Below are 14,008 nucleotides of genomic sequence, written 5' to 3'. Positions count from 1 at the left end.
AGTATTAGGTGAATATTAAAACTCAATTCTTGTTTCCAGATATTCTTTATTAACAGATGTAAAGAATTCGGTTAGGGTTTCGCTTAATGAAACCAAAATAATCTTTGATAAGATCTCCCGTGTGTTTCTATGATTTTCAATGGAACTAAAGGTCTCAATTGTAATTAAATTATTATTTAACATCGCTTTCAATGGCATTCCAATGTTTCGGTTATTAGACTTAAAAAGATGCTTATATGTTTCCCAGTTTTTGTCAAACTCCGAAACAAGTTCATGTATTGTCAATCTGTCTTTTCCTAAGTTGAAAAAACTAATCAAGAGGATAATTTGATGAGGGGCGAGGTTGCCCCTTGCCCGGTCTCGCTTTAAAGAATCAATGAAATTGTCTTGATCAAGCATTACATTTGTGTTTTATTCGCTTTCCTTGTTCTACTCACCACCTCATAGAAATAGTCATCTGGGCTATTAAATTTCCGCTCAAAACCTGGTGTTTGTCGTATTTCTAGAACATGCTTTGCCCCGCCTTCAGCATACTCGCTGATTATGGTTAGGAGTTTTCTAGAATTTAAAATTTCATCAATATTTTCACTTTCCACTTTTCCAATAGCCATCAACAGTAATGCGCTTGCAATATCATCAGACCCATTCGATATCATCTGATATTGGAATGAAGATTGGTTAGGCAAATCAGCGCCAACTATTCTTTTATTATTAACAAAACCAATAATAGCAGACCACGCATAAACCTGCCAATACTTGGAGAAAAATTTATCATCTTGTTTAGTTATGGATTCTTGTTTCCTTGCAAACAGGTCTCTTACTTGTGTTACATTATTACCGTAATGAACGTTACGCTTATTGAGTTCTAAGATTAACTTTTCCATCTATTTTATAACAGTTACATAAGTTTTTTTATTAATTCTAGATTCGGGCCCATCTTTATCGATTAAATCATTGGTTAACTCGTAATACTTGACAACATTTGCATCATTAATCATTGCTTGTCTTTCTGCATCCGACAACAAAGCATAGTCCTTAGACATGATGATCATTTGTTCAAAAGATTTCCCTAAGCTTTTGGTTAGGTTAGCGGTATTTAAATGATCAAGATCTGACGTAGGTGCGTCAGCAATCATCGGGAAAGATCTTCCCAACGTCTTTTCGCTCAATGATAAAAAAGAATTGGCAACAGCTAGTTTCTGAGCAACTATTTCAGCTGTATTTAGATTAGACATAATGTTCTTAGTATGCTTATCTATAACAGATACCCCTCTATCGATAATGATTTCACCTTGGGCCCGCCCGCCCAAATACAAATTGTATAAAGTATTACTTTCCGCTTGAATTTCATTAATCAAAGTCGTCAATGCACGTTGACGCAATAATGCTATCGTTTTAGAAAATAAAATGATATAATCTCTCGCCTCTTCTTCAACAATGCCACCATCAAGTTTTATCGTATCGCTTTTAACTTTTAAAAGGTCTTGTAGTTTGTTTTCTAGATCGTTGATTTCTAGTTTGTTATTGAATAAATATTTATCGAGCCTATCTTTATTATTTCGAAGACTTTCTACTTTATTCAATATCTGACTTGCTGTAGATGAACCTATTGAAATATCTTCTTCTTTTGTAACTCCAGATTCAGCGAAAACAACTTTTTTCTGGTTGTAAATCTTATTTCTCTTCTCAATAGATTTGTCAATCTCTTTATTATGATCGATCACCTCTTGCTCAATATCAGGCAAAATACCTAACAATTTCTTGCGCGCTCTATTTAATTCAGTATAATTATCATTTAAAATTTTGTAATCCTGATTTGTTTTAAAATCTTCTAAACGTAGTTCTAAGGCTTTATAAGCAGGCGAGCCTTCCTCAACAGGACGTTCACAAATGTAACAAATGTGATCAGCAATCATCTTCTCCACATATTCGGGGCCCGGCAAGGTAATAGGAACAGGGTTTTCTGATTTTTGAAAAGATTGTATTTCAGCCTGTATAATTTTTAAATTCTTTTCTGAAGCCTTGATCAGTTTATCGCAGCCATTTAACATCCATTTACTGATAAGTTTTTCCTTACTTTCTCCAACCAAGCTATCTATCCTATCTTTTGCATATTGAAAATCCGAATCAAGTTTGTTAATTTTCACCTTTAGGTCGGTATATTTATCAAAACCTTTGAGTTTTTGTTCTTCCAGATATATTGCTTCGGTAATTTCTGCTACTTTCTCTTCGTTAGTAGTAATAGATTGTTGTAGTTTGGCAATTGAATCCTTCGTGGTGTTTATCTTCTGGATCAATTCCTCTTGATCATTTGTTAATTTTTTTCTTGATCGTAATTCTTTATCAATTTTCTTTTCTATGCTAGAAACTGATGCATCTACTATGCTGTTAAGATTATCATAAAGCGGGAAATATGAAATTTCGTTAATTGCATTATTAAGCGTGCTTGGCTTTGAAAAATCGTATAATTCATCTACAGTTTCACCCTGAAACCACATAAACTTTCGAATACTGCTAGGAAAAATTCTATTCAAAAACCAGTTAAAATCTGTACTTTTAATATAATTAATTTCTCCTCCAGTTACATACGAAATGGTTAGTTCTGGCTTGGAAACAAAATAAAGCCCGTCCTTATGTTTTTCATAAGTTACGGATTTTAAAATTGTGTAATCTACAAGTTCTCCTTTTGGCTCTTCGTTTTCATGGAACTCATTTGTTAAACCTATTTCTACAAAACACTCTATTCTATCACCTATCAAACTTTCATATTCAATTTTCTCGGGAGCAATAATAATCTTATCTGCATCTTTCCATTCCTTTTTTGTTGTTGAGCTATCAATATCTACATATACCTTGTTGAACAAAGTCCAGTAGAATGCATTGAACAGTTGTGATTTTCCGCCAGAGTTTAATCCGGAAACTATATTTAAACCCTTTGAGAACTCAAATACATTTTCATCCAAATAACAATAGAAATTATTAACTCTTAAACTATTAATTAGCATTATTTATCTGATTTAATTGTATTAATAATATAATTCTCAAATTCAGTTTTCCCTCGATCAGGTACAGCCTGATATTTGAATTCCAGCAGAACATCAAAAGCTTCTTTAATTACCCCAGTATCGAGCTTATTACGAGCTATCATTTCTACGAATTCCTCTTCGCCTAAAATTCCAGTGAATTCTTCTCTTAAGATATCGTTTAGCGTTTTCATTTTAGATTACGTTATATTTTTTCATTTCTTCTAACTCCAGAGCATATATGTCTATATCAAGTGCATAAGCAATTTCCTCTAATTCGGCTAAACTCTCAGACTTATTTTCTGACAAAACCGCAAAATTGATGAATCGTTTCAATTCACTTAGGAAAATATTCCTCTCTGCCTTTCTTAGATTATCATCGGTTGATGTAATGTCCAATATTGGCTTAACAATCATGTCATAAATGATTGCAAATTCTTTGTCATCGTGCATTCTCAATACTCTACCTCTTCGTTGAACAAATTGCCTTGGATTCCCAGTACTAGAGCAAAATATGGCATACTTTGTTTGCGGGATATCTATCCCCTCATCCAAACATTTCATCGCAAGCAGTGCGTCTACTTTCCCTCGTTTAAATAGGTCAATTATCGTTTCCCTATCTAAAGTTTTTCCCGTAAACTTTTTTAATTTTAGTTTAAAGTTCTGGTAAAGAGAATTAGTATAAATATCGATTAAGCTTTCATTAATATTATCTTGTTCGCCATTGACCGATTCGTCTACTTTGGCATAGTCAGGATCGTTTCCTTCAGGAACATATATAAATGCGTTTCTAAAATCCTTTACACCAATCTCTTTAACTATTTTATCTAAAGCAACTATTTTACCTTTAGCTTTATGAATAACATTTTTCCTTTGTATAAGTAAGAGATTTACATAATCATTATCTTGGTACCTGCCGGTTGAAGCGTCAAAAAACTTAATTAGCTTTTTGCTTATATCTAAATATTTATTGATCTCATCTGTCTCTAGAGATACAATCTTCGGATAGTAATAATATTTACATAAAACACCTTGATCAATGGCTTGTTTCATATCGAAAACGAAGGTGTATCGCGGCGGTTTCGTATTAAAAAAGGTATTTATTTCTTGTTCACCAATATCATCAAATTGCCTTTCAGGCGTGGCAGAGAGCCCTATACGGTACTTAATATAATTAGGTATTAACTTTAAAAAACCTGGCGATCCCATTGTATGGGCTTCATCAGCAATTAGAGTTATTTTACTAAACTCGCTCTTAAAAAGTTCTGCAAAAATTTTATTAAAATTCTTACTTCTAAAAGTGGCATATGTCAATATTATCGCATAATCTTTGTCATTATCTAAAAAGAGATTTTTCCCCAGCAAGCGTAAATCCTTTTGCCAGGCAGGCCTTTTACTGGAGCATACAATCGCATTTGAAAATCTAAACTTCTCTACAACTTCCTCTTCCCATTGGTTGGCAAGGGAGATGCTTGGAACTAATACCACAAATTTGTAGAAGCCGCTCTTTTTGTATTCTTCTAGAATGCAATTTAACGATGTTAGGGTTTTTCCTGTACCGGTAGCCATTGCAAATAACCCCTGGTAGTTATTGGCCACCCACTTGTTGTATGCATCAATCTGATATCGACGAGGGCCATTGGGATAAGGAAATCTAGGTCTTAGCTTTATTGTTTCCAGAGTTTGTTCCAACAACTCAATCGAATTTTTGAGTTTTGGATTCGAAAATACTTTAAGCCTTTTCTCAGCTAAATCTTTTTCCTGTATTAAAAGTTCATCGATAGACTTATCGCCGAAGCTATCTTTAATAGCCTCTAAAATATTCATCGGATTGATATATTCAACGAAATCAGCATTACCAGAGAATATTTGCTCAAAATAACTTTCTTGATCTTCTATTTTATCAGATGATAAAACATTATCCCAAGATAAGGTAGCATCAAGTTCTTCGGCATTTTCCAACAAACCATAGGCTGTAAAATTACAGGATGCTTTAAAAGATACTTTTTGTTTGCCGTCATCGAAAACGCCTGATTTATAATGGACGATACCCTTTCCTTTGGATTTTACGATTTTAATATCAATTCTTTTATTACTTATCAAGTAAGATAGACATTGGAAAAAATGAATATCATATTCATCCAGGGTTTCTTTTATCGATTCAATATCAGTCAGATCAATGGGAGGTTGTATTTGTTTCTGTAATGAAGTAATCAAAGTTTCCTTATCAATTTTTGAAAGGATATGATTTGCAATTACTCTTAAATTTCCACCATCGTAGATAAAACGGGCGAAACCAAGAGATAAAACGCTGATTGCCGCTGAGCTAAAGTATCCCAATAGCAAGTCAAATCTTATGCTGTTACTCAGGCCATCTAAATAAAATTGGATAGGCTCATACTCCGATCCAGTTCTATAATTTCTACTCCTTGGCCAATCGATGGTATTCAGCATCAGATTTCTATATTTCGTATTTTAAATGGTTCAACTTGCTAAACTACTTTTAAGATGATTTTTACTTGGGCTTTGTTATCTTCTGCACAATCATCCAATAATAGGTGCTTAATCTCATCGCTTAATTGTTCGGCTGTTAGCTCTTCCGTCCTGTCTTGACCACCTTTATAGATGTGCCTATCGTAGGTATGGACAATCATTCCATTATCATATAAAGTATATTTGTCATCAAGGCCAGGTTTTGGTTTAAAAGATTGAGCAAGAATTTTCATATTGAATTAATTTATTTGTGCTGTGTTGCTTGGATAGAAGCAACTTTCTCCAAATTGAACAAAATGCTTTCATCGGCTTCGTCGGCCAATTCTATAAATACATCAAAAGATTTGTCGGTAAACTTAGTACTCTTTAATGTGCCATTTTGAGCTTGACCATCTTTGAAAGTCACCATAACATTTTGACCTTTTAGCTCTTCAGCCGCGTTTATTAAATTTGTTATTTCTTGATTCATAATATTATTTTTTATACTTCTCCGCAAACTCCCTCAACTTCTTGACCATATCCGGATTATTAACCTCTCTGCTGTCGCCATTGTCGTCCTTTACTATCACTTTTTTTGTCAATCCAATAGATAATAATCTTTTATATTCGCCTTGCAACGCGGCAGCAAGTCCTGTTTGTTTTCTTGATTGTGAACTAAGTAATTCTTTATTGTCAACTTCTAAAATTTCACCAACTTCATTTAGACGTTTTAAACTAGGTTGGGCAATATTTGAATTCCATTTGCTTATTGTCGTATCATCAACATCTAGATATAATGCTAGGGCGGCAACTTGTAACGGTGAATTTTTAATTGCTTTTGCTATATCATTAATTTTTTTAGTCATTTTTTTGTATAAAAAACTTGCATTATAGTCAAGTAATATTTATATTTGATTTATTATTAGTTTAATAGCGACAAATAAAGTCAGGGTATAACCTGGCTTTAACGATGTCACTCATGAAAGAAAACCGCTAAACTTCCCACATGAGCCGATCGTGAGTTCGCCGTATCTATTGGATTTTGCTATCTTCGTGATATCTTATATTCAATAGGGCGCAACTCATGTAAGTCTTTTGTGGAACTCAGGCTTCGGCTTGAGCGGTTCTTAGCGGTACCTCTTTCGAAAGCATTGAGTTTCGCCCTATTGGCTTCTCACCAATCTGGTTTCCTTCTGCTTTTGGGTACATCGTTTTACATAAAACTACCGTTTATGAAAACGAACAAATTAACCGCCATCAACTTTTATTACTTCAAGGAAGTGATCAAAGCTTATTCCCTACAACTATTACTAAAGAACGTCATCTGTTCTCCATCGTAATGCCAGTGCCAGAATTACAGGTGTAAAATAGCCCGATAAAAAAAGGGGTAGGTGTGAGAGCGCGCACTTATTCCCGGTGGGTTAATTTAGCCTGGTGCCAGCCCTTATTGCTTGTTAGGCAAGGGTGCATTACTGTGGATATTCGCATTCCCAAGGTAAGTAACTTTTTCCTCATTTGCAATACGGTTTCCCGTATCTGCCTGTTTTTAGGCAGAGGGGCTGGCTTTTTCCCTTTTTTTCCGAATGAAATAAGGAAATGTCCTGCTTTCCATCTATTTATTTTACCCGAGCTAACCATTTGCCATGACCACCAATAACCGCTATTTACCGCTTTTTTTCCTCTGCTGGGCTTTTTTGTACAGCCCCTTTGCCGTATGGAGCATTTGGCTGGCAAGTGATGGCGGGCATCAACAGGTTGTGGCGGAGAAAAGCCAGGTTAAAAAGGTATCGCGGCATCCACAAGGCGAAAAGCCAGTACCTGATGATTTGACCTGTTTCTGTACTTTTTATGGTAATAAAGCCTGGGGTTTTAACTGTAACCTCAATTTTTTGATGTCTTATTATTTAACGGAGCAGGAAGGAGTGGGCCATGGAGGTAAGTAGCTGTTATCCTTTTGACCGGCTGTATGCCTTGAAGCCGAAAAACCCCGTATAGGCTTTGGCCGTGCAGGGGGCTTTACCCTGAGTTCAATTAATATACTTTAGTAAGACAAATTGGCTAGCCATAAAGACCCTGAAACAAGTTCAGGGTGACGACCGTTTATGCAAGGCGCCATAAAGCAAATTAAAGCACATTATTGATCGAATTCAGGCTTTAGGTTTTTTAATGATGTAATAATAATTCAGTCCCCTGCATTTGCTTTTAGTAGTCTGGCTCAGTAATCATTTTGTAGATTTTTGGCAGCATAATATTTTGAAAGGGCGTCATTCCCGTGAAAACGGGAATCTTAATGCTATAGAACGGCAACTAAATATTCCCTACAAAAGCATTAAGATGCCCAGTCAAGCTGAGCATGACGACATCGCCAAATTTAATTCTTTTGCTATTTCTGAATCTGTTATTTTGAGACAGGTTCATGTTTTTCTGATCAAATAACCCAAACTTATGAACCAATCTACAATTGCTATCTCAGGAAGGTTATGCCTTCATATTTACCATAGCGTTTTAAAAATATTTACCGTTTTGATGCTGATTTTGGCCCTAACCGCAAACAGGGCTGCAGCACAGGAGCTCGGCCAGGCCACGGGGCTTTCCGTTGGCCAGGCTATTCCTGATTATTTATTACATGCAGAACTCGATTTACTCGGTGCCGGTGCGGGCACTGCTTTTAAACTGGCCGGTTTTAAGGGCAAGCCCTTTATTCTCGATTTTTGGGCAAGCTGGTGCGGCAGCTGTATCAAAAGCCTGCCGCATGCAGATAGCCTGCTCAAGGCGAACGGGCAGGCGTTGGGGATTGTACTGGTGAATTCATCAGCCCGTGACAGGGATAGCGAAAAACTGTCCCGCTTTGTCGATTCCTTTTTAAAGGACCATCCGGGTTTTTCAGTTCCCTTTATTGCGCAACACGAGCTGTTTGCAAGGTATTTTAAGATCAGCAGGCTGCCTGGTTACGTATGGGTAGGGAGTGATGGGCGCATAAAGGCCGTTACCGGATATGGTACACTCAATAAGGAGAACATCCGTCGGTTTTTGGCGGGCGGGCAGCTTTTGATGGGAAAGGAGGGGATTTGAGATGTGTGGTTTAAAATCTAATTCGCATAGCTTTAAGTGGAACCTTTTGCTCATCTTCTCAGCTGTGCTGATCCTGTTGTTTTCGGTATTGAGTGTTGTTGCGCAGGAGAGAGCGGGCATTAAAATATCGGGCCGGGCCAGCGCAGTGGATGGAGCAGGGGTGATCTTAAGTGTAACCGCGGCGAAAGGGGGCCGTGCCCAAACCGATCAGGAGGGCAGGTTTACGATTGTGCTTTCGGCACTGCCCGATACGCTTATCTTTTCTGCGGTCGGTTATCAAACGCGGCGCATAGCGGTAAATTCTGCCGATCAGCTGATCGATGTGGAGCTAGCTTCCGCTGCGTTTGATCTGGGTGATGTGCAGGTAAATACAGGCTACCAGCTGCTGCGGCCCAATGAAACCAACGGCACGGTGGCGGTGATCAATAGTGATCAGCTGAATGCCAGGGGCGGATCAAACCTGCTGGACAGGCTGGTTGGGCAGAGCTCCGGCCTGCTGCTGAATATCGGCAAAACCAACCCCAACAACCCCCAGAACAAAACCAATATCTCCATCAGGGGACTGGGAACCATTAACGGCCCGCTCGATCCGCTCATTGTGCTCGACGGGTTTATTTACGACGGCGACATCTCCAACCTGAACCCACTGGATATCGAAAATGTATCTATCCTGAAGGATGCTTCGGCAGCCTCGATCTGGGGCGCCAGGGCGGGCAACGGGGTTATCGTGATCACCACCAAAAAAGGAAAGTTTAACCAGCGTTATGAAACTGCTTTTTCAGCCAGTGTGCTGGTTGCTGCCCTGCCCGATCTGTTCAGGTCGCCACAGATGGGCAGTGCCGATTATATTGAGGTAGAGCGCACGATGTTTAACAGCGGTTATTTTGATACGCAGATTGGCAGTACGCCATTTGCTGCACTAACCCCTGCTGTGGAAGTTTTACTGGCCAAAAGAAACGGGACCCTCACTGCCCAGGCGGCCGAGGAGGCGCTGAACCGGTTGAAAGGTATTGATGCGAGGCAATCTTACCTGGATGAATTTTATACGCGTGCATTAACCCAGCAGTACGGACTAAATTTGAAGGGGGGCGATAGCAAACATGCCTTTGGCCTTTCGGTAAGCTATGACCGCTCTTTGGGCGAAACCTATGCATCGTCTGATAAGATCAACATCGGCCTGTCAAACGATTTTAAGCTAACAGACAGGCTTTCATTGAGTACGAAGGTTTATTTTACGGGTAATAAAAGGGCCTCCGGGCGGCCGGCTTTTGGTTCGCTGACTACGGCCGGCAGGGTAATCCCTTATCTGGAGTTCAGGGATGGGGCAGGGAATGCCCTGCCGGTGGCCATTGCCTACAGGGCTGCCTATACCGATACCGCCGGTAGCGGCAAACTGCTGGATTGGAAATATTACCCGGCGGATGATTACCTGCACCGGACCAACAAATCTGCCCGGCAGGAGCTTTTTGCAACCGCTGCGCTGAAGTACAGGCTTTTACCCGGGCTGAACCTGGATTTAAGCTACCAGTACCAGCGGCAGCGCTCGGATGGCGAGCTGCTTTCGGATGAACAGAGTTATTATGCCCGGGATTTGATTAACAGTTACAGCCAGCTTAACCGCGCTACAGGGGTAATCAAATATATCATTCCCAAAGGAGGGGTTTTAAACAGCAACAATGCGGAGCTGTCTTCTGCTACGGCCAGGGCCCAGCTGAACCTGCTGCGCACTTTCGGCAAACATCAGCTGAATGCAATTTTGGGTGGCGAGGCTAAGCAGACTGATGCCTCATCGGCCTCACTTACGCAGTATGGCTATACGGCTGATCCGCTTACTTTTGTAAATGTAGACCCGGTGAATAATTATCCTGATTTTTTAAGGGGAAGTGCTTCTGCAATTGGGTCGGGGCAGTTTTATACCTCAACCAGTTACCGTTTCCTGAGCTTTTATGCCAATGGCGCATACACCTATAATGGGCGTTATACTTTCTCGGGCAGCATCAGAAGGGATGGGTCGAATATTTTCGGTGCGAATACCAACGACCGCTGGAAACCGCTCTGGTCTGCAGGGCTTGGGTGGTTGCTTTCAGGAGAAAAGTTTTATAAAAGCGCGCTCCTGCCCGAACTGAGGCTCAAAGCTACCTTTGGGTATAGTGGCAATGTAGACCTCACCAAAACGGCACTCCCCATTGCCGCTTATGCTTCCAGTCCGCTTACCGGGCTGCTCACCTCCAGGATTTCGAGTATCAATAATCCCGACCTGAGGTGGGAGCAGCTTTCGCAGCTGAGCCTGGGCGCTGATTTTGGTTTCAAGGATAAACGGTTAAGCGGATCGGTGGCTTATTTTATTAAAAAGGGGACTGACCTCTATGGCCCTGCCCCTTATGATTATACGGGCTGGGGACGTACCGAAACCCTGGTGCGGAACGTGGCCGATATGAGGGGCAAGGGTTTTGAGCTTGACCTGCATACGCTGAACCTGCGTGCGGGGGATTTTAACTGGAGAACTGACGGGTATTTTACATACAGTGTATCTAAAACGGTAAAGTATTACAGCACTGCGCCGAACGGCCTCAGTCAGCTGCTCAATACCGGCACGCAGATTACCCCGATTGTGGGCAAACCCTTATACGCAGTAGGTGCCCTGAAATGGGCGGGGCTTGATGCCAGCGGAAACCCGCAAGGTTATGTTGCAGGGCAGGTAAGCAAAGATTACCGGGCCATCCTGGCTGAGGCCAGCGCTACAGGGGCAAATATTGTTTACTACGGTTCTGCCAGCCCCCTGTACTTTGGCTCGCTGATTAATACCTTCTCTTACGGTAAGCTGAGCCTGTCGGTAAACATCAGCTACAAGCTTGGTTATTATGCCTCAAAACCTACCATAAGTTATCCCGGCCTGGTTTTAAACGGCAGCGGGCACAGTGATTTTGCGCTGCGGTGGAAGCATCCGGGCGATGAGCTGAGCACCAATGTGCCTTCGTTTGTATATCCGGTTGATGAGAACAGGGATTTCTTTTACACTTCTTCGGAGGTGAATATCATCAGGGCCGACAATATCAGGCTGGATTATATCAACCTCTCGTATAAAGTGGGCCTGCGCAGGCTTAAAAAAGTGTTCCGTGCGCTCGAAGTTTTTTCAGCACTCCAGAACGGCGGCATATTATGGCGTGCCAATAAGTTTGGTATTGACCCTGACTATAGCAGCAATATCCCGCCTTCTCGAAGTTACCTGTTCGGGATCAGGGGCAATTTTTAATTTGATGAAAGCATGATGAAAAATAAATTATTATATGCATTGGCAGCCATACTGGTGTTATCGCTGGTATCCTGCAAAAAGTACCTCGATGTAAAGTCGGATGCGAAGCTTGTTACGCCGCAAAGCCTGCAGGATATCCAGGCCCTGTTGGACGATTATCCGACCATGAACGCTAAAACCACGCCAGGCCTGCCGGAGAGTTCAGCAGATGACTATTTCTGGCTACCTGCTACCTATAACGCGCAGAGCGCCATCAGCCAGGGGCTTTACCGCTGGCAGTCTTTTGATTCGCGCTTTGGTAACGACTGGAACTATACTTACCAGGCCGTTTTCAATTGTAATATCGGCCTGGAGCTGCTGGAGAAAATTGAGCGGACGAATGCCAATGCCACGGCCTGGGACAATGTAAAAGGTTCAGCGCTTTTTTTCAGGGCCTATTATTACCTGCTGCTTACCGCTAATTATGCCAGGGTGTACAACGAGGCTACGGCTGACGCCGACCCGGGGATCATCCTCAGGACCGCTTCTGATTTTAACCTGCCGGGAACAAGGGCAAGCCTGCGCGATTGTTACAACAGGGTGCTGCAGGATGCGCAGCAGGCGGTGAGTCTGTTGCCCGATGTTCCGGTCCATGTAATGAGGCCATCAAGGGCGGCAGCCTGTGCTTTGCTCTCGCGGGCTTACCTCTATATGGGCAGATATGACCTTGGGCTGCAATGGGCCAATGCATCGCTAAAGATCAACAGTAAGCTGATGGATTATAATAGTGATCCTAGCGTGATCAATCTCGCGGCGAACGTACCCTTTAGGAAGTTTAACGGCGAAACGTTGTTTTATACCGAAATGGCGCCTCCGTTTACCCTGCATGCCACCAGCAGGGCCAGGATAGATACGCTGCTTTATGCATCTTATCAATCCAATGATCTCCGTCGGACGGCTTTTTTCAGGACGGTAAGTGGCTACCAGCAGTATAAGGGGAGTTATGCAGAAAGTGCATCGGTATTTTTTACCGGTATTGCCAATGATGAGGTGTACCTGAACAGGGCAGAGTGTAATGCCTTTTTAGGGAATGTTGCCCCGGCCATGGCCGATCTGAACCTGCTTTTAAAATCGCGCTGGAAGAGCGGTGCGGTGTTTGTGCCCTTAGTGGCCGCTGACCGTGCAGATGCGCTGAAAAAGATCAGGACCGAAAGGAGAAAGGAGCTTTTGATGAGGGGGATGCGGTGGGTTGACCTGAAGCGGTATAACCGCGAAGGTGAAAACCTGGTGATTTCCAGAAATATTGGAGGTAAACTGGTCAGTTTGCAGCCAAATGCGGGTTATTATGCGCTGCCGATTCCCGTTGATATTATTGAACAGACGGGAATTGCCCAAAATGAGCGATAAAATAAAGAATCTGTATAAACAATATTTGATTCGAATTAACTAAGCGAATGACATTTCGATACATCGTCATTCCCGATTTAATCCTGTTGCTATCGGATGGGAACCACGTAGTGCTCATGAATACAAAAAAAAACGAAAACTCATGAATAATCTTAATGCTTTAGCAAAGTGCTTTAAGATTCCCGCCTGCGCGGGAATGACGGAAACACGGAATAAAATGCTGTCCTTAACTGGTAGATTTTACTTTTGATACAGATCACTTAAAGTGCGCATTGGGAAGGCGCGGCATTCATTCTATCGGTGTCATTGCTGCCCCAAGTGTCCTCGATGTACCCGTTAAGCTTTCAACTTACCGATCAGCAGCCCGATGGATAACCAGATTTTGTGAAAAAAATGCCGGATTTGTTTACCCCCGCTTTACCTGTTATTTACCTTTTGCTGGTACCAAGTTTACCCCTGGCTTACCCTTTGGTTACCTGTTCTTTACCTTTTGGTTACCTATTGCTTACCTAAAAGGTAAACAATAGGTTTTTTTAGGGTTAACATTTAGTGTGCTTGTGGTCATGTTGCCCCAAAGCAGGCTGCTTGCCTGTACCTGCTGTTTGCCTTGCCCACTACGGTTGGCAGGCGCTCAATTTAGCGCTTTGGCGTGTGCATTTGCTTACGGCAATTAAATTGGCCAGCACTTTATCTCGCCATTAAGATTGATTAACACAGTAAATCGGGGTACGCATAATGATTACAACAAACCTTCCTTCAAAATAAAACCCAACAAAAAAGCGGTCCCGGGAACCGCTTTAAT

General features: G+C 41.3%; 12 protein-coding genes. 4 read left to right on the top strand and 8 right to left on the bottom strand.

The genetic code is table 11. The annotated features are described in order from the left end of the window. Window positions 1–15: 15 nt before the first annotated feature. The 8 genes from QZ738_RS09445 to QZ738_RS09410 are packed head-to-tail and all read right to left on the bottom strand — an operon-like array spanning window position 16 to window position 6,361. A complete protein-coding gene (locus QZ738_RS09445) occupies window positions 16–399 on the bottom strand; it encodes a hypothetical protein (RefSeq protein WP_293786889.1) in 384 nt (127 codons plus the stop codon). Further along, window positions 399–884, bottom strand: a complete 486-nt coding sequence (locus tag QZ738_RS09440) for a hypothetical protein (RefSeq protein ID WP_293786887.1) — start codon at window positions 882–884, stop codon at window positions 399–401. Before QZ738_RS09440 ends, QZ738_RS09445 begins: the two co-directional genes overlap by 1 nt. After that, a complete protein-coding gene (locus tag QZ738_RS09435; RefSeq protein WP_367268575.1) occupies window positions 885–3,005 on the bottom strand; it encodes an AAA family ATPase in 2,121 nt (706 codons plus the stop codon). Beyond that, on the bottom strand, window positions 3,005–3,217 hold the full coding sequence (locus tag QZ738_RS09430) for a hypothetical protein (protein WP_293786883.1): 213 nt from the start codon (window positions 3,215–3,217) through the stop codon (window positions 3,005–3,007). The genes QZ738_RS09435 and QZ738_RS09430 overlap by 1 nt, the downstream gene beginning before the upstream one ends. A gap of 1 nt (window position 3,218) precedes the next feature. Next, window positions 3,219–5,477, bottom strand: a complete 2,259-nt coding sequence (locus tag QZ738_RS09425; protein WP_293786881.1) for a DEAD/DEAH box helicase family protein — start codon at window positions 5,475–5,477, stop codon at window positions 3,219–3,221. A 38-nt stretch (window positions 5,478–5,515) separates the two neighbouring features. Next, window positions 5,516–5,749 (bottom strand): hypothetical protein, encoded by a 234-nt coding sequence (locus QZ738_RS09420; RefSeq protein ID WP_293786879.1) that lies wholly within the window; start codon window positions 5,747–5,749, stop codon window positions 5,516–5,518. A gap of 11 nt (window positions 5,750–5,760) precedes the next feature. After that, window positions 5,761–5,985 carry a hypothetical protein gene (locus QZ738_RS09415; RefSeq protein WP_293786877.1) on the bottom strand — a complete coding sequence of 75 codons (225 nt, stop codon included), beginning with the start codon at window positions 5,983–5,985 and terminating at the stop codon, window positions 5,761–5,763. 4 nt (window positions 5,986–5,989) lie between these two features. Beyond that, a complete protein-coding gene (locus tag QZ738_RS09410; RefSeq protein WP_293786875.1) occupies window positions 5,990–6,361 on the bottom strand; it encodes a hypothetical protein in 372 nt (123 codons plus the stop codon). A 777-nt stretch (window positions 6,362–7,138) separates the two neighbouring features. Here QZ738_RS09410 and QZ738_RS09405 point away from each other — a divergent pair. The 4 genes from QZ738_RS09405 to QZ738_RS09390 all read left to right on the top strand — a co-directional run bounded on the left by QZ738_RS09405 (window position 7,139) and on the right by QZ738_RS09390 (window position 13,206). Further along, on the top strand, window positions 7,139–7,438 hold the full coding sequence (locus QZ738_RS09405; protein ID WP_293786873.1) for a hypothetical protein: 300 nt from the start codon (window positions 7,139–7,141) through the stop codon (window positions 7,436–7,438). A 502-nt stretch (window positions 7,439–7,940) separates the two neighbouring features. Then, on the top strand, window positions 7,941–8,567 hold the full coding sequence (locus tag QZ738_RS09400) for a TlpA disulfide reductase family protein (RefSeq protein ID WP_293786871.1): 627 nt from the start codon (window positions 7,941–7,943) through the stop codon (window positions 8,565–8,567). A gap of 46 nt (window positions 8,568–8,613) precedes the next feature. Beyond that, window positions 8,614–11,820 carry a SusC/RagA family TonB-linked outer membrane protein gene (locus tag QZ738_RS09395; protein ID WP_293786869.1) on the top strand — a complete coding sequence of 1,069 codons (3,207 nt, stop codon included), beginning with the start codon at window positions 8,614–8,616 and terminating at the stop codon, window positions 11,818–11,820. A 12-nt stretch (window positions 11,821–11,832) separates the two neighbouring features. Then, entirely contained in the window at window positions 11,833–13,206 is a 1,374-nt protein-coding gene (locus tag QZ738_RS09390) for a RagB/SusD family nutrient uptake outer membrane protein (protein WP_293786867.1), read from the top strand. Window positions 13,207–14,008 lie beyond the last annotated feature (802 nt).

Origin of the sequence: uncultured Pedobacter sp., from assembly GCF_913776295.1 — a bacterium.
Lineage (GTDB): Bacteria > Bacteroidota > Bacteroidia > Sphingobacteriales > Sphingobacteriaceae > Pedobacter.
The sequence above is the reverse complement of the archived record's forward strand: the minus strand, read 5'-3'. Positions and strand labels throughout refer to the sequence as shown.

Coding starts and splice junctions, on each gene's coding strand:
- QZ738_RS09435 (WP_367268575.1), bottom strand. CDS start 3,005: ATGCTAATTAATAGTTTAAGAGTTAATAATTTCTATTGTTATTTGGAT.
- QZ738_RS09400 (WP_293786871.1), top strand. CDS start 7,941: ATGAACCAATCTACAATTGCTATCTCAGGAAGGTTATGCCTTCATATT.
- QZ738_RS09390 (WP_293786867.1), top strand. CDS start 11,833: ATGATGAAAAATAAATTATTATATGCATTGGCAGCCATACTGGTGTTA.
- QZ738_RS09445 (WP_293786889.1), bottom strand. CDS start 399: ATGCTTGATCAAGACAATTTCATTGATTCTTTAAAGCGAGACCGGGCA.
- QZ738_RS09415 (WP_293786877.1), bottom strand. CDS start 5,985: ATGAATCAAGAAATAACAAATTTAATAAACGCGGCTGAAGAGCTAAAA.
- QZ738_RS09430 (WP_293786883.1), bottom strand. CDS start 3,217: ATGAAAACGCTAAACGATATCTTAAGAGAAGAATTCACTGGAATTTTA.
- QZ738_RS09420 (WP_293786879.1), bottom strand. CDS start 5,749: ATGAAAATTCTTGCTCAATCTTTTAAACCAAAACCTGGCCTTGATGAC.
- QZ738_RS09425 (WP_293786881.1), bottom strand. CDS start 5,477: ATGCTGAATACCATCGATTGGCCAAGGAGTAGAAATTATAGAACTGGA.
- QZ738_RS09440 (WP_293786887.1), bottom strand. CDS start 884: ATGGAAAAGTTAATCTTAGAACTCAATAAGCGTAACGTTCATTACGGT.
- QZ738_RS09410 (WP_293786875.1), bottom strand. CDS start 6,361: ATGACTAAAAAAATTAATGATATAGCAAAAGCAATTAAAAATTCACCG.
- QZ738_RS09405 (WP_293786873.1), top strand. CDS start 7,139: ATGACCACCAATAACCGCTATTTACCGCTTTTTTTCCTCTGCTGGGCT.